The sequence below is a fragment of the Butyrivibrio sp. MC2013 genome, from assembly GCF_000424585.1.
Taxonomy (GTDB): Bacteria; Bacillota; Clostridia; order Lachnospirales; family Lachnospiraceae; genus Butyrivibrio.
This window is the reverse complement of record NZ_AUKE01000019.1, coordinates 17,554-38,180: the sequence shown is the minus strand read 5'-3', so window position 1 is coordinate 38,180 and position 20,627 is coordinate 17,554. Positions and strand designations below refer to the sequence as shown.

At 44.7% G+C, this 20,627-nt stretch carries 21 protein-coding genes; all 21 read right to left on the bottom strand.

Annotation, left to right across the window (positions count from 1 at the left end; genetic code table 11):
- Positions 1–3 precede the first annotated feature (3 nt).
- Positions 4–2,481, bottom strand: a complete 2,478-nt coding sequence (locus G636_RS0110765; RefSeq protein ID WP_026508068.1) for a CD1108 family mobile element protein — start codon at positions 2,479–2,481, stop codon at positions 4–6.
- Positions 2,462–4,903 carry a VirB4-like conjugal transfer ATPase, CD1110 family gene (locus tag G636_RS18220; protein ID WP_442855992.1) on the bottom strand — a complete coding sequence of 814 codons (2,442 nt, stop codon included), beginning with the start codon at positions 4,901–4,903 and terminating at the stop codon, positions 2,462–2,464. The genes G636_RS0110765 and G636_RS18220 overlap by 20 nt, the downstream gene beginning before the upstream one ends.
- A 61-nt stretch (positions 4,904–4,964) precedes the next feature.
- Complete coding sequence (locus tag G636_RS0110755) at positions 4,965–5,384, bottom strand: PrgI family protein (RefSeq protein WP_026508067.1); 420 nt, start codon at positions 5,382–5,384, stop codon at positions 4,965–4,967.
- Positions 5,385–5,404: 20 nt separating this feature from the next.
- Positions 5,405–6,277: a VirB6/TrbL-like conjugal transfer protein, CD1112 family gene (locus G636_RS0110750; RefSeq protein ID WP_026508066.1), complete on the bottom strand. Its 873-nt coding sequence runs from the start codon at positions 6,275–6,277 to the stop codon at positions 5,405–5,407.
- 17 nt (positions 6,278–6,294) lie between these two features.
- Entirely contained in the window at positions 6,295–6,510 is a 216-nt protein-coding gene (locus tag G636_RS0110745) for a Maff2 family mobile element protein (RefSeq protein WP_026508065.1), read from the bottom strand.
- Between the two features lie 301 nt (positions 6,511–6,811).
- Entirely contained in the window at positions 6,812–8,620 is a 1,809-nt protein-coding gene (locus G636_RS0110740; protein ID WP_442855991.1) for a VirD4-like conjugal transfer protein, CD1115 family, read from the bottom strand.
- A gap of 110 nt (positions 8,621–8,730) precedes the next feature.
- A complete protein-coding gene (locus G636_RS0110735; protein WP_026508063.1) occupies positions 8,731–9,213 on the bottom strand; it encodes a PcfB family protein in 483 nt (160 codons plus the stop codon).
- 91 nt (positions 9,214–9,304) lie between these two features.
- The gene (locus G636_RS0110730; RefSeq protein WP_026508062.1) at positions 9,305–9,790 is read right to left on the bottom strand and encodes a hypothetical protein; all 486 of its coding nucleotides are present in this window, start codon (positions 9,788–9,790) and stop codon (positions 9,305–9,307) included.
- 11 nt (positions 9,791–9,801) lie between these two features.
- Positions 9,802–9,987, bottom strand: coding sequence for a hypothetical protein (locus G636_RS0110725; RefSeq protein ID WP_026508061.1), 186 nt, complete (start codon positions 9,985–9,987; stop codon positions 9,802–9,804).
- Positions 9,988–10,101: 114 nt separating this feature from the next.
- The gene (locus G636_RS0110720; protein ID WP_026508060.1) at positions 10,102–10,758 is read right to left on the bottom strand and encodes a hypothetical protein; all 657 of its coding nucleotides are present in this window, start codon (positions 10,756–10,758) and stop codon (positions 10,102–10,104) included.
- A gap of 157 nt (positions 10,759–10,915) precedes the next feature.
- The gene (locus tag G636_RS19610) at positions 10,916–11,959 is read right to left on the bottom strand and encodes a zinc-ribbon domain-containing protein (RefSeq protein ID WP_051226892.1); all 1,044 of its coding nucleotides are present in this window, start codon (positions 11,957–11,959) and stop codon (positions 10,916–10,918) included.
- A 4-nt stretch (positions 11,960–11,963) separates the two neighbouring features.
- Positions 11,964–13,244 carry a DUF6017 domain-containing protein gene (locus tag G636_RS19605; RefSeq protein WP_051226890.1) on the bottom strand — a complete coding sequence of 427 codons (1,281 nt, stop codon included), beginning with the start codon at positions 13,242–13,244 and terminating at the stop codon, positions 11,964–11,966.
- A gap of 2 nt (positions 13,245–13,246) precedes the next feature.
- Positions 13,247–14,113, bottom strand: coding sequence for a ParB/RepB/Spo0J family partition protein (locus G636_RS0110705; RefSeq protein WP_026508059.1), 867 nt, complete (start codon positions 14,111–14,113; stop codon positions 13,247–13,249).
- Positions 14,110–14,889, bottom strand: coding sequence for a ParA family protein (locus G636_RS0110700; RefSeq protein ID WP_026508058.1), 780 nt, complete (start codon positions 14,887–14,889; stop codon positions 14,110–14,112). Before G636_RS0110700 ends, G636_RS0110705 begins: the two co-directional genes overlap by 4 nt.
- 14 nt (positions 14,890–14,903) lie before the next feature.
- Positions 14,904–15,326: a hypothetical protein gene (locus G636_RS20325; protein ID WP_196803092.1), complete on the bottom strand. Its 423-nt coding sequence runs from the start codon at positions 15,324–15,326 to the stop codon at positions 14,904–14,906.
- A 259-nt stretch (positions 15,327–15,585) separates the two neighbouring features.
- Positions 15,586–15,765, bottom strand: coding sequence for a hypothetical protein (locus tag G636_RS0110690; RefSeq protein ID WP_026508056.1), 180 nt, complete (start codon positions 15,763–15,765; stop codon positions 15,586–15,588).
- Entirely contained in the window at positions 15,753–16,358 is a 606-nt protein-coding gene (locus G636_RS0110685) for an HD domain-containing protein (RefSeq protein WP_026508055.1), read from the bottom strand. The genes G636_RS0110690 and G636_RS0110685 overlap by 13 nt, the downstream gene beginning before the upstream one ends.
- Before the next feature lie 206 nt (positions 16,359–16,564).
- On the bottom strand, positions 16,565–17,620 hold the full coding sequence (locus G636_RS0110680) for a branched-chain amino acid aminotransferase (protein ID WP_305803591.1): 1,056 nt from the start codon (positions 17,618–17,620) through the stop codon (positions 16,565–16,567).
- Between the two features lie 145 nt (positions 17,621–17,765).
- Positions 17,766–19,046 (bottom strand): AI-2E family transporter, encoded by a 1,281-nt coding sequence (locus G636_RS18205; RefSeq protein WP_242826958.1) that lies wholly within the window; start codon positions 19,044–19,046, stop codon positions 17,766–17,768.
- Positions 19,047–19,210: 164 nt separating this feature from the next.
- Positions 19,211–20,038: an Mrp/NBP35 family ATP-binding protein gene (locus tag G636_RS0110670; protein WP_026508053.1), complete on the bottom strand. Its 828-nt coding sequence runs from the start codon at positions 20,036–20,038 to the stop codon at positions 19,211–19,213.
- Between the two features lie 87 nt (positions 20,039–20,125).
- Positions 20,126–20,617 (bottom strand): 3-isopropylmalate dehydratase small subunit, encoded by a 492-nt coding sequence (gene leuD, locus G636_RS0110665; protein ID WP_026508052.1) that lies wholly within the window; start codon positions 20,615–20,617, stop codon positions 20,126–20,128.
- Between the last annotated feature and the right edge of the window lie 10 nt (positions 20,618–20,627).

The following is a 20,627-nucleotide window of genomic DNA, read 5'->3' as shown; positions in this document are numbered from 1 at the left end:
AATCTATGGTGAAGCAGGCAAACGACCAAAGGCATAGAAATGATTCTGCCAGTATGGCGTATTGATCGAGGTATACTTGATGGGATCACCGCAGTGGATCATCTGTCCGTTTCCGGCATAGATTCCTACGTGGGTTACCGGATTACCGGAGTTGTATGTTCCCGTGAAGAAAATGATGTCTCCTGCTTTTGCCTCCGATGCGCTGATATGCTGGCACTGGTTATAAATGCCCTGTGCTGTTGTCCTCGGCAGATTGTAATAACCACTGTGGGTCACCACGTAGCAGACAAATCCCGAGCAGTCAAAACTCGTTGAAGGACTTGAACCGCCCCATACATAAGGGTATCCAAGATACCTTTCCGCCTCGTCAAACAATGCCGCCACATCACCGTTACCACCTATGGGGTCCGTTGTGCCATAGATCGAACCGTCTCCGTTCTCAAAATAAAAGAGTGGATTGTAATACTCTCCACTCGCAAGGCACTCCAGATGTAAATGGCTTCCGGTACTGGATCCGGTATTTCCTGTTTTTCCTATAACCGCTCCATGCTTGACAGTCTGTCCGGCAGAAACATTCATACTCGACAGGTGTGCATATTTCGTCACAAACCCGTTCGCATCTTCTATGACGATATAGTTTCCGTATTCACTGTTATACTCTGCCGTTGTTACCGTTCCGTCCTGTGCCGCATAGACCTCTGTACCTTCCGGAACCGCTATATCAATCCCGCGATGGAACTGATTCTCTCCCGTGACGGGATTCTTACGATATCCGTAATAGCTTGAGATCAGGTTGTACCAATCGACATCAAGAGGCGTGTAAAACTGCTGAAGTGCACCGTTTGTAGCCTGATAAGCCACATAAAGCGAACTGGCATCATCATTCCCGGTAAGTCTGTCCGCCACGATATCCTCAAGCGGCTTTCTGGTCAGCTCCACATCAAGGATCGTTACCGTGTATTCCTCTTCCACTTCTTCCTCTTCACCTGTTTCTTCATTGGTCTGCGTGACCGTTCTTGTTCTTGTTTCTTCTCTTGGCGTAAGGGTCAGCTCATACATTTCATTAAAAAGTGATTCGATCTCGGCATCACAGTCCGCAGCCACCACATTCACCTTTGTCGCTGAAAGATAATTGATCAGCGTGAACGGATTATGCCCGATCTCTGCAAGGTTATAGTTGTACTCGTCGTAGTCCGGGTAGTCCGTTTCAATGGAATCAATGGTATTCTGCAAAGCCATCTCCCTTGAGGTCATAGCCTCATCGGATGCATCCAGCTGTGCAGGCACACTCTGGTAGCTCCCTGCCATGGTCGTTGAAACCCCGCCGTTAAAGATGGCAGCACAGCTCGATACACCCGCCGCGATCAGCATAAAGAAAAGCCCGAAGAGTCCTATAGTTGCGATCGCTCCTATGTGCTTCCGGGCAAATTCCTGTAACTTTCTTGCGATTGTCGTGGTTGTCTGAGCTGCTTTCTTGGCGTATCCCGCCGCCTGCTTTGCCTCCGTTCCTTTCCTTAATGCTTTGGCATATTCCCGCTTGATCTTCTGTTTCTGCAACCTCTTCTGTATGGCTTTTTTCTTCACCTCCGGGTGTTCTTCCAGAAACTTCTGATAACGGAAATTGACTTCTGCCTTAAACTGTTTCTTCTCCAGAGCTGCTACTTTGTTGGCACGGCGGGCATATTTGTCACGCTTAAAACGTCTTGCATAATCTATCACCGCCTCTCCTGCCTGTTCAGTCTTATGAGCACCTTCGACACCTGCGTTTTCCTTTTCATTTTCCGCGATCTTCTGGTGCACAAAGCCTGTGGCTTCCATCGCAGCCCTGCGCTGTGCCGCCGTTATGGGATTTCCGTTTTTTGGTCTCTTTGGAACTTTATTTGTCTGAAGCTCATAAGTGACCTTCCCCGTCTTTTCATCAAAGTGGCGTACCAGTTTGTATTCCTTACGCTGTGGCAGCTTCTTACGCGCCTTTTCTGTTTTCTTTCCCGCTTTTTCTGCTTTCTTTTCAAGCTTGTCCAGCTTTTTGCTATCCAACTCAGCTCCGGCTTCCTCCACAAATCCTGTCTTATCATGGAAATCACCGTCTGACTGTATGAAGCTGTCCTTAACGCGGGTCCGCGTATCGTGCTGCCTGTGAATGCGTCTTGCTCTTGTCTCCTCGCGCTGGGATGCATATTCGGTATTTCTTTCATCCTCCTGCTCATGCTTGCTAAAGAACTCCTGATTTGCCTTTCTGCTCTGCTGTTCAGACTTGGAACCGACTTTGTTCTCAGTCCCCTGCGTGAACATCTCCTGCGCCTCGGAAACAGTTTTTTCCTTCGGGGATAAATTCTTACCCCCGGTCTTCGCGGATCCTTTCGGACCCGCTCTTTCATTCTTAAACTCTCCGGTATCAGACTTTGCGTTAAAGCTCTCCTGCTTCATGGCATTCTTCTTTAACACATCATCCTTTGCCGGATTATTCTGTTTCTTTGCCATCCGCATCATCTCCCTGTTTAGCTGCACCCGCCGGCTCGTCTACTTCCTCCGGCTTCGTATTCATGATCTTGTATGTCTTGGTATCTGTAGGATATCTGTCAACAAACGGGATCACTACGTCATTAAAAAGAATGAGTCCGCAACCTGATTCAGAGTTTGTTACATACTGAAGCTGCTTTGCTGAAAGCCCCAGCTTATCGGCCAAGATCACCTGGTCCTTTGCGTTCTGATTCAGAAGATATACAAAGTCACTGTTACCGAGGATTCCCTCGATCTCTTCCGAACGCAGGAAATCACCAACGTTCTGAGTCAGTCCCGTAGGAATTCCGCCCCACTTTCTGAATCTTTTCCAGATCTCAACAGAGTACTGTGCCGTCTGCTTATCACGAAGGAGCAGATGGAACTCATCACAGTAGTATCTGGTCGCCACATGTCTTTCACGGTTCCTTGATACTCTGTTCCAGACCGCATCCTGCACGATCAGCATGCCCAGTTCCTTCAGCTGTTTTCCCAGGTCTCTGATATCGAAGCAGACAATACGGTTCTGAGAATCCACATTTGTTCTGTGATTGAAATAGTTCTGAGAGCCATGGACATAGAGCACAAGGCTGTTTGCGATACGTACCGCTTTCTGCCTTGCATCCACTGCAAGCTGTTCTGATACTGCTTTATCCGGCTCGTACTGGATCAGCGCATTATACAGGTCTTCCAATAGGGGCATGTTCTCCGGTCTCGGATCCTTAAAATATTCATCGTAGATCTTCTCGATACAGCGGTCGATAATACCCTTCTCATCATTAGCAAGGCCTGTCTCACCGCCTGCGATAGCATCACAGAGCGTGATAAGGAAGTCTGACTTAAGCTTTAATGCTTCTCGATCATTCTTATGGGATAACTGGATATCCATAGGATTTAAGTAATCCTTTGAATTGGTTGCCAGCTTTACGACTTCACCTCCGAGTGCTTTTACAAGCGGGTAATACTCACCCTCAGGATCACAGATTAAAATGTCATCCCTTGATACCAGGAAGCTCCCAAGGATCTCTCTTTTTGCTGAGAAGGATTTACCGGAACCGGGCGTACCTAAGATTACGCCGTTCGGTGTCCTGAGTTTCTTACGGTCTGCCATGATCATGTTGTTGGATAAGGCATTAAGGCCGTAATACAATGACTGTCCCTGCTGGAACAGTTCCTGTGTATTGAACGGTACCAGGATCGCCAGGTTCTTTGTGATCAGATGCCTTCCCTCTTTTGTATCATTGATACCGATTGGAGCTGCGGCATTCATAGCCACTTCCTGCTTATACTGAAGATCGATCAGTCTGCAGTTGGCCTGCTGAATGATACCCGATATCCTCTGGGTCACACTCTCCAGTTCCTTCTTGTTCCTTCCGAAACCGGATATCAAGATCGTGGTCCAGATAAGCTTCTGGTTACTGGTATTCAGATCATCCAAAAGTTCCATGGTGTTCTTCTCATACAGAACGATATCCGTAGGTAAGATATCCATGTCATATCCGGCTCTTACTGCCTTCTTCTGCTCGTCGATCTTGGTCTTCTGTACATCGGACAAGGCACGTTTCAAGAGCTTGATAGCCTCAATCGGCTCTATGGTCTGCATATGGATGGATATGGATATGTTGCTGTCGATATCCAACAGACGCTTCAAAAGCTCATCATTTAACTTCGGCGATATGATATCCAGATACTTGGTCGCGCCAAACATATGCCCCATCTTGTATCTTCCGGGGAAACGGAACTCGAAGCCCTGCGGTGCGATATAATCCTTCACACTGTTGCCGGACTCTGCCATTTCCTTAAATGAAAAATGGAAAGGTTCCATCTTGTCCTGGTTGAAGAACTCATACAGGACTCTGAGGCGTTCCTTTCCATCAAGGGACTTGGCATTGGTACCAAGGTTTCTTAAGTTCTTTATGATATCCGCTTCGATGCTTATGAACCTCTGGCGCGCTTCTTTTAAGTTCTCCGCTTCGATTCCGAAGATTAGGTACTTACTTTTGATCACGCCGTTATTACCTCTTGAGGAAAGGTTTTTGAGCATGTCTGAAAACTCCTCACGGATGTCATCAAACTTATCTCCCTGGGCGGCGATATCAAACTGCGCCGCAAGGACTTCTTCATTCACATGCCTGTTAAAAAGGAAGATCTGAAAGCCGATACTGGGATCAAAGTAATTGATCAGCTGTGAGTACAGCCCCAGGATATCTGCTCTCTCATCCTCATCCAACAGGACATAGTTCAGATCGAAGAATTCGATCATCTTCGTATAATAGTTTTTTCTTACTTTGCAGATGCCGTCCTTATACATCTTGTCAAAGGTTATGGTTTGCTGCGTGGAAATCTGCTTACCGGACTGTACCGGATCTCCCGATAATTCTTTCTTAAGCTTCTTTAGTTTCAGATGCTCAGAAAGCGTAAGCCCTGTAAACTTCTGAAAAAGCGATACGGTATTGGCAGGCTTCTTAGCCGGCCTGCTTTTCTGTTTGACCGTAGCGCTCTTCTTTCCACCTTTTTTGTTTGCGTTCAAGAGCTTCCACCTCCTTCTCTTTAAGTTCTCTTTCTTTCAACTGCTCGTAGAGGTTTTCTACCTTATATCTGCGTATCCCGGGCCGGATAAATTTCATCTCAATGACCTGCTTTAAATACTGCTCCGCAGGCACTCCGTCCTTCTCATACATTGCTATGAAGAAGAACGGGAGCATGACTGCCACCATCATTAGGGCAGCCACGTCCGTCCCGATTACCTTTCTTGTCAGCAGATAGAAGGGAATACCAACCACGGCAGCCGCTCCAAAGCAAATGACCTGGCGCTTGGTGAAGTTTCCGATGAACTTCGACTTGATCGCCTTGGGGTCTTTTGCCACATCTACTGCGATTGCCATAGGCTCGTCACCTCCGTCTTTTAATGTGCATTGAGGATGCTCTTTGCAAGAGAGCCTGTCTTAAACAAGGTAAAGCAAAGCACCACGGTATAAGCCATTACCTGCCACAAAGCTGAGTGCAGGTTTGAAGCCACCGTAACCGTGTTGACCAGGACTGCATATATCGCAACGCAGACCATGATGAAAAATCCCTGAAAAGCCAAGGCTATACATCCCTTGATATAGTTTGATCCGATACCGCCCCATTCCCTGTTTACAAGGGTTGCAAACGGCACCGGTGCTACCGATACATAAAGGTAGATTTCGATCATACGTCCGTACAAAATGACGGTGATCAAAACGGACATGATCTTCATACAGAAGCTGCAAAACATCGTTTCTATGCCGAGACCAATTAACTCACCTATCTCCATGGTTGACAGCTGCGATGAGAACATCGACTGGATGGTTGCTCCGACATTAAGCGCAGTAGAACCCGTGATCGCAGTGGCGGCTTCATTTACCATGTGACCGCCAACATCAAAGATCGCCATGACGATATCCGAAGTCTTGCTAAGAAGCATTACTGCGATGCAAGCCTTAAAGAGATACCGGAAGAAAAGCGAAGTATCGAATTCATGCATGTTGTTTTTGTCTATGACCATCGTGATCAGCTCATAACATAGCACGTAGGTTATGATGATCCCGGCTATCGGTATGATGACCGTATCTGACAAGGTCTGTATCATAGTGAAAACGCTGGCATTCCATGCGCTTGGGGTCTGACTAACCTCTCCGGCGATGGTGCCTACCTTTGTATTCACATCGGTAAACATTCCTTCGAGGTTAGACATTACCCAGCCTTGCAGCATTTCCTTTATGAGTTCGGTAATCTTCTCAACGATAGTATTCATCTATCGCGAAGTTCTCCTTATGAAAAGAGAGTTGTGAGCTGAGGGATCACCGTCTGGGCGATGATTACGATACCTCCGCCCGCCATCAGCTGTTTAATTCCCTGGCTCTTTGCACCGGGGTTATCATTTCCGTAGCCCTCAAGCAGGTTGATGATTCCCCATACGGCTACACCCGCTCCGATGGCGGTTACGACGGTCTTCAGTGCTGTTACGCTATTAGTAAAAAATCCCATTTCTTTGTTTTCCAAAATCTTATTTCTCGGTTTTTTTGTTCATAACCGGGAGTGATCTTGGATTTCCTCCTTCCGATTGTTTGAAAAATGTTTACGTTACTTCCGGAAGGCATAAAAAAGCCCTGCGCCATCTTCTCTTGTGATAAAATGAACACAGGGTCTGGTTATGCCATTCCCGCTTGGGGCAGATGATGATGTTTGCTTGGTAGGCGCTCATCGTCTGCTTCCTTTATTCAGTTGTAGTAGCTCCGGTATCAGGTTTGCTCTTATGAGTCCGTTTAGCCTTATGCCTATTCAGTTGTCAGGCATCATCTTCGACGACACCCATTTCGTATGTTTCCACGATCTGACTCTTTTTCATCTTCAGCTTCGTAGATAAAAATGCTTCGACATCAAACAGGTTCGCTTCATCAAAATCCGACAGTTCTTTGTACCGCTTATGCTTTGTTATATCAAACTTGTCTGAGAAAAATGGTCTCACGCCTCTAAGCTGCATGATACATTTCCCGCCGTCCATGACTGCGATCTCATCCTGCGACATCAGTTCTTTCCCCGTTTTCTGATAATTCAAACCGTAGGACGGGGACTGTCCTCTGGTATCCGATGTATTGTAGAGGTCAATGGTCTCTTTACCCAAAATCTCCGACATCTCTTTCAGTGTCGTCTTCTCTTTTCCTCCCAGGAACAGGGTGGTATCACAGTTGCCCTCTATCGTATCGGCATTATCCTTGTAGATTGCTTTCAGCTGACTCTTTGACTGCAAAATAATAGAAGCAGAGATTTCCCTGCTTCGTATCGTCGCGATCAGCTTATCAAATTGTGGTATCTGGCCGATATTGGCAAACTCGTCCAAAAGAAATCTCACATGAACAGGCAGCTTGCCGTTATGCTTATCGTCAGCGCATTCGCATAAAAGATTGAACATCTGTGACTGCATCATCGCCAGTATAAAGTTGAAGGTTCCATCGGTGTCCGACATGATCATAAACAGTGCGGTCTTTCTTTCACCGATCTGATCAAGTTCCATTTCGTCGTATTCTGTCAGGTCACGAAGCTCCTTGATATCGAAGGGAGCAAGCCTTGCACCGCAGGAAATCAAAATAGATTTCGCGGTCTTGCCGGCCGCCAGCTTATACTTTTTATATTGCTTTACAGCAAAGTGATCCGGCTCGTCTGCTTCCAGTTCTTCAAAGATCAGATCTATCGCATTTTTGAAGCTCTCATCATCCTCTCTCGTCTCCGACGCATTGATCATATCTATGAGCGTTATGAAGTTTTGTTCCTCTTCCACACACTCATAAAATATGTATCCAATGTATGCCTGATACAGCAGCTTCTCTGCTTTGACCCAGAAATCCTCGGTGGCCTGTTGTCCCTCGCCTTTGGTGTTTACAATGAGCGTATTCACCAGTTTTAAGATGTCTTTTTCATCGTGAAGATAGGCGAAGGGATTGTAGTGCATCGACTTCTTGAAGTTGATCGTGTTGAGTACCTTGATCTCGTATCCGGCATCATAAAGCATTTGGCCCACTTCGAGCAAAACGGTTCCTTTCGGATCCGTTACCACATATGAAGAATGGAGCTGCATCAGGTTCGGTTTCACAAAAAAGCGAGTCTTACCGGAACCTGATCCACCTATGACCAGGATGTTTTTATTCCTGGCATACTTAGGCCCCTTTGGCTTACCGTTCATGATAAGTCCTTCTGTCTGGGTAAGGATCACGTTATTTTCCGGATCATTCAGATCCATGTAGGGTTCGATATCCTTTGCATTGCCCCACCGGGCGCTACCGTATTCCTCGCCCTTGCGAAACTTCTTTGCATTCTTGCTTTTGAAATATACAACAAGTCGCATGCCAACTCCGAATACCGCTCCGAAGAGCAGATCTGCAAGATTGAAACTTGGCAGGATATTCTCAAAGGCCGGTCCGAGATTGGAAAGACTTCCCATCAGTTTATTGAAAAAGTCCGGTGCTTCCGTCACACGATACGCATATGCCATCTTGTTTCCGAAGTATCCAAAGAGCAGATAGGGGAACACTTTCAAAAGCAGCTTTGTGCCGCCTGCTTTAACAAACTTCTTCGCTACCAATGTCAGTGCCTGATCAATTGGATTACTCTTCACAGATTTCTTTTGCGCCGGTTTCCTCGCACCGCTTTTCTTTGGCTTTGTTCTGCCTTTACCGGTACTCTTTTTGGCGGCAGGCTTTTTTACTTCACTCATAAGCTCTGCCCCCTGTTCTTCTGTCTGGTCTTCTCCCTCTCGCGGTTCTTGTCCATACTCATGGAACGATCGCGGAACTTCTTCAAAACCTGCCTAAACGGTGTGCGTTCCTTCTTTCGGTTATTGCTTGCAATAAACTCCTTAAACGCCATCGTCATCGCATCCTGATCCCTGCTTTTGAAGAAAACGAAATACTTCGGTGGATCAAGCGTCTTGTCCTTTTTCACAGCGTAGTCGATATGATACTTTCTCGCCACGCGGTCGAAGGACTTGATATTGCTCTCGTCCACCTCGATATTTGTCGCCCCGGCATTTTGTTCCATCAGCTGTTTTAACGACTGTTTCCCGTGTTTGAACTGATGTGACTTCTGCTTCTGTGCATCCAAAAACATCTTCATCGCCTTAGCCAGCACATTTGCAGTAAGCTTCCCTGTTCGGATCCCGAGGGATACGACCTTCTGATTTACTTCTTCATGCATCTGTTACTCCTTTCCGGGCATAGCCCTGTATTTGCAGTGGCGTCAGGGAGGCACCACCAGCCTGCGTAAGAATCTTTTCATATTGATCTCCTTAATAATCGTCGTGATACTTTTTCCTGTCTTCCATGAGAGACTCGTATGCTTTGATCACATCTCCTGATCCTTCCACATAATCCATGAATGTGTGCATATCAATGTCACTCTCACCAAAGCCCAATGGCAACAGCCAATCCAGCATTGTAGAGAATTCATCATAGAATCTCTCCTGTTTATACAGGTCAGTCGTAAACTCAAAAACCCGCTGCTTGTGCTCGATGTGACAAGCCTCATTTACGGTCACATCAATGTCTCCACTGGTGAAAATCGCGATATTCAGATACTGACCATATCTTCTCACCGAGAAATATCTGTTAGTGTTTGTGATCTGAATTTGAATCTTGTTGGAGGTTCTCATATCAATGGAATTCTCCAGCATTTTTGTCATCAGTATTTCATAGCATTTTTCCTTAAAATGCCTTCTGTTTTTTGCATCTTCTCTTGCCTGAGCTGTTTTGCTCAGCTTTTTCTCTTCTGCCATCCTTTACCTCCTCACGCGTAATTGTATTGATGAAGAAACTTCGGTTTTTCTTTCAAGAGATTGTTACGCCACAGGATGTCACAGATCACTTCATCATCTACAGCATTAAGCTGAGCAAGAATCGGTATCATGCGCTTTCCACCGCCGTTTCGCCGGAATCTGTGGCATATTTCACTCTCTGTCATTTCAAGCTGCAATCCATCCTCCTTTCCACTTCAGGACCGTCGGTCCTAAAGTTCCTTAAACGCAAAAAAGCGCGGATCCAAGATTTCTCTCAAACCCGCGCTTATCGCTGTTCCTTGCAAGTTACTTTATTTCAAAAAATATATCGTATAGAGTTTTGCTTCAAACAATCCATCTACCGGATGTATATCATCCAAAAGTAAACACTGGAAAGGGACTGCCCGAACATCTGATAAATGATAGATCTGCTTATTGATATCCCCATCTATATAATATGGGGCATCCCGGAATGCCAGGTCTTTTCGATTCATAATGCTGAGCAGATATAATCCGTTTATAATATGTTTTCCCGACATAGGAAATGCATATGTTTCAGTTCCTTCATATACAAAACGATACCGATCAAGCTCTGCCTCCGGAAATGAAAAGAAGCATGGCACTGTTTCCACAAAGGTTTTGCCTTCATACACCGGCTTAAGCCTTTTGGCATAGGTTATTGCGTTCAGATAGTTGGCATTACGCTCCATCACATTATTCCGCCTGTGGAAACTATCCCCGCGAAGAAGATGATTTTCGGTATAAACATTATTTCTCGTCATATCATTTGCCAGATTTTCATACTCTGCAATTCTCAAAAGATAAACGAGAACCTCCTTCAGCTTTGATTCTGATGTGATCTCCTGTAATGCATCAGGTCTGTAATCTATATGCTCAAATGCCATCGGAGCACTTCCTTTCTTTATTTCTTTGTCGATCATCCTTCTGATATCTCTTGTTGACTCCATGTTCTCTCCTTTCAACTTCAGGACCGACGGTCCTAAAGTTCACAAAAAAAGAGCAGCTACAAGATTTCTCTCATAACTGCCCTATCGCTGTTTGTTTTCGTCCGGATCTGAACTTCGTTCAGATCTTACCACAAAAATGTTGCGTTGTGCGCAACTTTCAAAACTTTTTTGAAATACTTTTAATCTCCAGTAAATCCCTTTCTATATCAACATCTGCATCAATTCCGAGCATATCGAAGATCATTTGTATCGCCAGACTGAGGACTTCAAGCGATCTGTTCTCAAGAGTAATACAGATACAGTTTTCATAATCGTCAGATCCCGGATCAGCTATGCGAAACAGTTTTATCCCTGCATTCAGACAAAGCCAGTTCTTTGCATTTTCTCGCCGTACAAGGCAGTCCCTTATCAGAGGCTTTGAGTAAATTGCTGCAGCTTTATATTGGGGAAAATATACATCCAGCGGAACTCCGATAATGTCATCACTTCCCATTATCACTTCAGCATTGGCAATGTTCGCATAATAAGCAATCACATTATTCTTGAAAACCATCTCTTCTTCAGCGTTGCTATATGCAACTTTTGCCATACGTTCCTGCCTTAAACATTCAGGACAACCGGAACCTTTAACTCTGCTGTCAATCACTGCTTTCCACTCATATCCGCAACTACCACATCTCCACCAGACATTCTCCCTGGACTTTGATCTGACCTCTGAAGGATCCTTATCATTCTTCCCTGACCACTCCGCTGCAAGTTCAGGATGTTCTGTAGCAAAATCATTTATACCCTTCACAAGTCGCTCTCCGGAGCACACAGGGCATCCATGTCCGTCTGTCCTGTCGGCTATCCTGGAGCGCCATGTCTGACCGCAACGAAGACATTTCCATGTTATCTCTCTGTTGGCCTTTCTTGAAACCATATCCGGCATAAGCGGTCTATTACTCTCGTCCCATTCTTCAACAAGTTGAGGATATAGAGTAGCCAGATCATTCACCCCCTTCAAGACTTTATTACCTGAGCAATACGGGCAGCCATGGTTGTTTCCTCTGTTCTTGATCGATGCTGTCCATGTATGTCCGCAGCTCCCATTCCAAATAACCTTTTTATTTGATCCATATGAAATGCTCTCAGGCCTTATCTCATTTTCCTTTGCCCATTCCGAAACGAGGTCAGGATGTTTTTCAGCAAATGATACCATCAGATCAATCCTCCCTTCTCTGTTGTGTCCAATCGGTGCCATAGTAGCTGTGATTGAAGAAGTTCTGGAACTGTATATCTTTTTCATCCCTGGCATTATAAAGTGCTGTCAGAAGGTAACTCCTCATATTCCGGATCTCAGTTTTGTTCTCCTTGAATCTATCCAGTACATGAATGATCGTCTCATAATCCATTTTCAGAAGCCTGCTCTTAACGACCTCATGCGAATACTGTCTTCCATTCACCCGTTCATATCCATCCGGTGGAACAGTAGTTGCGATATCAGCTATGATGTTTAGGATCCCATCAACGATGTTCACCTTTTCACCATATGTATCCTCCTGAAGAATACGGTCATACTGAACCTGATCCTTTAAGATCTCGATATAGATATCTCTGTCAGTCCGTCTGTCTACAGGTGTTTGCATCTTTACCTTTATCGGCTTCGAGTAATCCACAGGATCTGACAATTCATCATCATCAAAGTTATCCACATCCTCTGCCTGACAAGACATGACTGGACTGTTCTCTCTGTGAGTAATCTCTGTTGTGTTCTGTGTCGTATTCTCTCCTGTAGTCTCTGTAGTAATATATGTATTTGTCCCCACATTCGGCGTAGGATATCCTGCATCATTTTGTAGGACATGGGTACATTCCTCCGTAGGACGTGTTACATTATTCTGTAGGGGGTCATACATTTTTTTGTAGGAGGTCCTACAAAATTTTGTACCACCCCCATCAGAACCCGCCAAATCAGCGGTTTGGGAGGGTATATATGCCTCAGATGCAGGAACATCTGACTCATCATTTTCATACTTCGGGACCGACGGTCCTAAAGATGAAGGTTCAATATCATAATGGGAAATCTCCTCAATTCTGTTCGGAAAGATCTCAATATACATGACATTGGGAATCTTCGTTCCATTTTTCAGTTTGATATCCCGAAAGACTTTTCTGATCAGACCAAGCTCCTCCAGTCGGTCAAGTGCAGCCTTGATCGTTCGCTTTGATTCTCCGTACAGATTCGCATACTCATCATAGGTTTTCTGAAGCAGATCGCCTCTGAATCTTTTTCTTAATCCGATCACATAACCGGATGATTCATCCCTGTCTTCTACGGGGCGATACCAGTACACGATATCCGCAAGCAATGTAACAGCAAGAAGATAAGGCTTGCCATTATCGCGCAGTATCTCCTTGTACCAGCTCTGAGGAATGATATTTCCCGATATTCGTATTCTGTCCATTGCATCTACGGCAGCACAACCGCTGGATCGTATCCCCATGGTTACCGACCTCCTTTATCCTTCCATTCATCAAGAATCCTGATGATTTTTTCTTCTATTTCTTCCACGGGCATATCCTCCGGGAAGTACCTTGATAGCTTCTCTCCCTTAAAAGTAATCTTTCTCGGCTTAGGCTTTTCCTCTGAAAGAATCTCATTCAAGAGCGCCTTGGTTAGTTCTTTACTCTGTGAATATCCTTTGATTTTTTCGGCCTGCGCCGGTGTGATTACTACACCAGTCGATCCAACGATCTCCTCAATCCAACCCTGCTCCTTGTCCGTCAAATATGAGATTTCAACACCGGATCGTATTGGCAATTTCTTTTCATCAACAAAGCCCAGGAGTGTATCTGACAAGTTGGATAGCCATATATACCGCTGTACCGTCTTACCACTCTCGCCGGCAGCTTCACCGATACTTTCTACGGTTCTGCCTCCAGCGGAACCCTGGTGCTTCATAGCATCAAACTTCATTCGATAAGCATGAGCCTTTTCGCTCGGAAGTATATCCTCACGCTGGATGTTAGTGTCTACCATGGTTACGGTAGCTTCATCATCCGTGTAGTTCTTAATCAGAACCGGCATTGTCGCAAGCCCTGCAAGCTCACAGGCTCGCTTTCGTCTATGACCGGCTATTATCTCATAACCACCTCCATCCATTCGTGGTCTGACAATTCCCGGCATCAGAACACCATTTTTTCTGATGCTTTCAACCGTTTCCTCCATCTTCTCATCATCCAAAACTCGAAATGGATGATTCTTAAATTCATGGAGATCCGATAACGGAACCTCTGTAACTGCGGTATCATCTCCACCAACGATATCTGCAAAAGAATTCAGTTTTATCTTTCCTGCTATACTCCTGCTCATCCTGCAAGCACCTCCTTTGTCAAAGAGGTATATGCTTCCGCGACCTTGCCTTTAGGATCATGTTCATAAATACTCACTCCTATTGCTGAGATTTCTGAAGCGCGAACTGATAGAGGAATGATATTTTTGAAGAAACGGATCTGGCTGCCATACCCTTCCTCAAGAAGCTGAATTACTTCTTTTGCATAATTTGTTCTGCCATCCACCATTGTCAGCAATATGCCTTCTATCTCAAGCTTAGGGTTGATCTGTCTCTTTACCTTGCGAACTGTTTTGATCAGCTGTTCCAATCCTTTAGCCGGCAGATATGCTGCCTGTACCGGTATAAGAACGCTGTCTGCCGCTGCGAGAGCATTTATCGTAACCATTCCAAGTGAGGGAGTGCAGTCGATCAGGGCATAATCATATTCCTGCTCGATCATACTCAGGTACTCTTTAAGTACAGTCTCCCTGCTCATTACATTTACAATAGATACTTCCAACCCGGATAGCTCAATATTGCTGGGCATCAGATCCACACCTTCCTCGTGGTGCAGAATTCCCTCTTGCGGATCTATGGTCTCTTCGTTTATAATCTTGCCAAGAACCGTGGCGAGCGTGTATTCCATCTCATCCGGCTCTTCATAACCAAGACTTGCGGTGAGCGAACCTTGTGCATCCGCATCGATCAGGATCACTTTCTTTCCTGCTTTTGCAAGTCCGATTCCTAAATTTGCGGCGGTTGTGGTCTTTCCCACCCCGCCTTTTTGATTGGCTATTGCTATCACTTTACACATGAGCATCCTCCTTATCAGAACTTTCTTCTGAAGTTCCTTTGCTTGTTTTTCCTCTGCTGCTGTTTCTTTTCGTATTTCAAATCCTTGAACGTTGCGAACTGTCGGAGCCTCGGTCCGGATCCTGAGTTCGGCATAATCTTTGAGCAACTCATCAGCTCTAATCCTTTTTCACTTTGTACAAGCTCAATCACCCTTTTGATCTGGTATGATGTATTTGCCTGCACCCTTACATTTACAAGGTCTTCGGGAAACCTGGTGTTTCTGTTTTCCATTGCGATATCTCCTCCTATGGCGACTTGTTTTTCCGCAGGCTCATGTGGTTTTTTGTGTGATGCAACAACACATGCACTATCGCTGTACCGTACATTTGCGGTTCTCCTCCTTCCTGACCTGTAAATCTGAAAATCTGACTGACAGTTCCAAAGATTTTTCACCATAACAACAGACAAAAAAAACACTCTCCAGAAATTTCTTTCTTAGAAAGTGTCCTTAAGTCTTACTATATTCGGTTATCCCGGAAACCTATCGAAACTTCATATTACCGCATATCTGCTCATTTCGATTGGAATTTTTGCTGTACATTTGCATGACTTTCATCTTCGGTCAAGTCCGCAAACCCTTGTATTTACTAGGGTTGCGTCAGCTGAGGCTCTTCAAAGTCGGGAACAAAGAAACATCACCATCTCTGCGATATCCTCAGGCTTTCCAAGCATCGCCTACATTAAGTCCGTTATCAGAAAGCCATGCATCTTCTACGGAAACAAGCTTTGTTTGTCCCTCCTCATTTTCAAGTGTTACTGAAACCTTTGGCCTTTCTCCGGGTGCAAGCTCCTCGCAGCCAAAGTCTCCATCAAAAATCTGCTTTATCTTCCACATGAATATTCCTCAAATTCTTCGTTTATCAGATCTTCGCTTGCTGCCATAGCCTGAAGAGTCATGGTAAGCAGCTTATCAAGTTCCCAGCCAAGCTGCTGCGCGCCTCGCTCAATTACTTCTCTGGAGCAGCCTGCGGCAAAGCCCTTGCTCTTGTACTTTTTCTTGAGAGACTTAAGTTCCATATCCTTAGTGCTCTTGGACGGTCTCATGAGCGCCGCTGCCCAGATAAGTCCGGTAAGCTCATCTGCTGCAAAAAGAACTTTCTCCATTTCGTGAATGGGTTCCACATCTATAGTTGTCCCGCATCCAACAGTTATTCCATAGCCATGCGAGCATACAGAGTGAATAATGTCGTCACAGACACCACCTTCTCTTAGGAGTTCAGGAGCCTTCAGGCAGTGCTCTTCTGGATACAGTTCAAAGTCTATATCATGCAAAAGACCTACAATCCCCCAGTACTCTGCTTCATCAGAGTATCCCAGTTCATTTGCATACCACTTCATAACAGCCTCAACTGTCAATGAATGCTGGATATGAAATGGATCCTTGTTATATTTCTTTAAAAGTTCAAACGCCTCATCTCTTGTGATCATACAATTCCTCCTCACACTATGTAGTGCTATTCTTCCCCAAACCTCTTCTGCAATATCTCTATATTCTCATAAATAAACCTCTGTCATCTGGATCATGATGGCAGAGGCTTATATATAACACAAAAAATACTAAATCCTATATCTTATAGCTTTATCCAAGCTCTATATCTAAGATTATCATCTGATCATATACTTAGACATATATCTCACATCTTGATCTCGTGGATCCAGCCTTCGGGAGCTTCTACATTACCCATCTGGATGCCTGTAAGTGTGTCATAGAGCTTCTTGATAACAGGTCCCATCTCGTCCATACCGCTGGCAAAGCAGATTTCCTTGCCATGGTCGTTGATTTTGCCTACAGGGCTGATAACAGCTGCTGTACCGCACAGACCCATCTCTACAAAGTCAGATACCTCAGACAGCTTAACAGGTCTCTCCTCTACGTTCATGCCCAGGATCTCTCTGGCAACATATACGATAGACCTTCTTGTGATGGAAGGAAGGATTGAATCTGTATGAGACTGAGGTACAACCAGTCCTCCGTCCTTGGTAACGAAGATGATGTTGGCACCGCCTGTCTCTTCAATATATGTTCTGGACTCAGCATCCAGATATACATTCTCAGCAAAGCCTTCATCATGAGCTGTAACAATAGCATGAAGGCTCATAGCATAGTTAAGACCAGCCTTGATATTGCCTGTACCGTGGGGTGCTGCTCTGTCAAAATCAGAGATCTTAACAACAATAGGCTTTGCACCACCCTTGAAGTAAGGGCCTACAGGTGTAACAAAGATACGGAACTGATATTCATCAGCAGGCTTAACACCAATAACGTTACCTGTTGCATACATAACAGGACGGATATACAGTGTTGCACCGCTTCCGTAAGGAGGTACGAAGTCCTTATTAGCCTTTACAACTTCCTCTACAGCCTTGATAAAGCGATCTTCAGGGAAAGAAGGCATCTCCAGTCTTGATGCTGAATCCACCATTCTCTTGGCATTCAGATCAGGTCTGAAAGTGACGATCTTGCCGTCCTTGGTCTCATAAGCTTTAAGACCTTCAAAACATTCCTGGGCGTAGTGCAGAACACCTGCGTCCTCACTGAGTGTCACTGTAGAATCGGTAGTCAGCTCGCCGTCATCCCATTTGCCATCCTTATAGTTGGAAATGTAGCGGTAATCTGTTTTCCAGTAGTTAAATCCGATATTACCCCAGTCAATTTCCTTTTTTGCCATCTTTCCATCCTCTTTTCTTATTAGATTTCAAACACTCGCATAAATGTGAATGTCATTAGATATATGATAATTTTACTTATATATCAGTTCAACGCATTAAAGTTATTAGTTGTATTATAATTCCATATCCCATCATGTCAAGTAGGAGCAATCAATATAGAGATATTTACTCTATGTGATGATCCACATTCTCGTGCTTATCAGTGGATAGAGTTCCTGTCTTTATAGCAGGTGCCTTCTCCCTTTTTGCAGCCTCATTTTTATGCTTGGACTTAAATATCCTTCGCCAGGATGATGACTGCTTCTCAGATCTGTATTTGGTAGAACTGGGATCTCCCAGATAATGGAACTGTCCCTTCTCGATATAAGCTGTCTCTATAAAGGTGTCCTCATCTGTGGTCAGGTCCTTGGCTTCAAGCCTTCTGTCTGTCACATATGCCACAAAAGCATACAGTACAGCAAAGATAGGCACACCCAGTACCCATCCTATGAAGCCCCAGATACTGCCAAAGAACATAATGGCAAATATGACCCAAAAGCTGGAAAGACCTGTGGAATTACCCAGGATCTTAGGACCCAGGATATTGCCATCTACCTGCTGCAATATGATCACAAATATCAGAAATACAACTGCCGTGGGAGGATCGATGAGGACCAGTATCAAAAATCCCAGAGCCTCACCTATATAAGGTCCAAAGAAGGGAATGATATTGGTCACACCCACTATCACAGCTATGAGCACCGGATAAGGTATCTTGAATATGATATTGAGGATATAGCAGACAATACCGATAATGATGGAATCCACTATCTTGCCGGTGACGAAGCCTGTAAAGGTTTCATGGACAAACCTAAAGCCGGCGATGATCTCATTGGCCTGCTCTTCTCTCAGGAAGGAATATGCCAGTTTCTTGCCCTGTCCGCAAAATTGCTCCTTTGAATGAAGCACATAAAAAGATACTATGATACCAATAAATATATTAAAGAAACCACCAATTATATTAAAAGCATACTTGGAAACGGTCTGGAGAATATGAGTCATATTGGGAATGATATTCTCCTGGATAAAGGAATTGATCCTGATATATACCTGGTCTATCACGTAATTGACAGCTGCCCTGGTCTGAGGATCTGAGCTCTCCAAAAACTTATTGACTGCCTGATCCGCATTGCGGTAATAGACATTGATATTCTTGATGATATCGCTGATGCTCTGCAAGAGCTGCGGCAGTATATAAGCAAAGAAGCTCACCAGCAGGATTATAAAGATAGTCATAGAGAAGAGAATGGAAAGATTTCTGATCAGTCTCCACTGCTTGAACTGTCCATTCTCATCCCTTCCGGCACCCAATGCCTTAAAGATCTTCTCCAGGATCTTGTCCTCTATGAAATTCATGACCGGGGACATGATATAAGCTATTACAAGTCCCCAGACAACGGCCTCCATTCCTCCCAAAACGGTCCTGAAAAAACTGATAATGTGCCCGCCTTTAAAGATCACATAATAGGCAAGCATTATCATAATGGAGGTCACAAATATTGTAGTTCCCCATGTAATCTGTTTTTTACTCGGCCTGAATCTCACGTTAACTCCTCACACTAAGCCCCGTATCAATCGTTGTCGGATTCCCCTAATGTCTTAAGCTTGTATACCAGTCTGTCAATGTCTTCACTGACAAAGCTCTCTATGTCTCCCCTATCGCAATAATTTGCATATCCGGGATCCAAAGGAAGTCTTGCTACCAGATCAAGTCCTTTGGAAGCAGCATAGCTCTCGATGCCGCTTTCTCCAAATACATTCAGCATCTCTCCGCAGTGAGGGCACTTCATATAGCTCATATTCTCTACAAGGCCTATCACAGGGATATTCATCATAGCTGCCATATTAACAGCCTTTTCAACGATCATGGCTACCAGGTCCTGAGGTGTAGATACTACGATAACACCATCAAGAGGAAGTGACTGGAATACTGTAAGCGGTACATCACCTGTTCCCGGAGGCATGTCTACAAACATATAGTCCACATCTCCCCAGGCAACCTCATTCCAAAACTGCTTTACAACATTTGCAATAACAGGTCCTCTCCAGATAACAGGATCAGTCTCATTCTGCATCAGCAGGTTAATGGACATGATCTTGGTACCCTCTCTGGACTCTGCAGGTACGATCAGCTGCTTGTCATTAACATGATTAACTGAGGATACACCAAACATCTTGGGTATAGAAGGTCCTGTGATATCAGCGTCCATGATAGCTGTCTTAAAACCTTCTCTTCTCATAGCGCATGCTGACAGAGCAGTTACAAAGCTCTTACCAACGCCGCCCTTACCTGACACGATACCGATCACCTTTTTGATATTGCTTCCTTCTGCAGGCTCCACCTTGAGGTTTACCGGTTTCTTTGCCGCAAATTTCTTCCTTAAATCTTCCTGTGCCATAATGTCTCTCTTTCTATTACTGATTTTATGTCATCAATACATGGATGTATTTTGACATGCTTAGAAGTGCACGGATGCACTTCTATGTCATCCATTCTGGTTGATATAATTTACGAGACCTTCGCAGTCAATGATCTTCTGCATAAAGGGAGGAAATGCCTGTCCCTGGTATTTTTTCCCAGTAGTCTCATCAGTAATAATACCACTGTCGAAGTCAATATTCACCCTATCTCCTTCATTAATTTCAGCAGCGGCTTCAGGACACTCCACAATGGGCAGTCCTATATTGATGGCATTACGATAGAATATCCTGGCAAAGGTCTCTGCGATAACGCAGGATACGCCTGCAGCCTTGATAGCAATAGGTGCATGCTCTCTGGAAGAACCGCAACCAAAGTTCTTGCCGGCTACCATGATATCTCCGGCAGATACCCTGCTCACAAAAGTCTTATCAATATCCTCCATGCAATGAGCTGCCAGATCTGCAGCTTCTGTACTGTTAAGATATCTTGCAGGAATGATAACGTCTGTATCTACATTGTCTCCGTATTTAAATACGCTTCCGTTTGCGTTTTTCATAAATCTAATG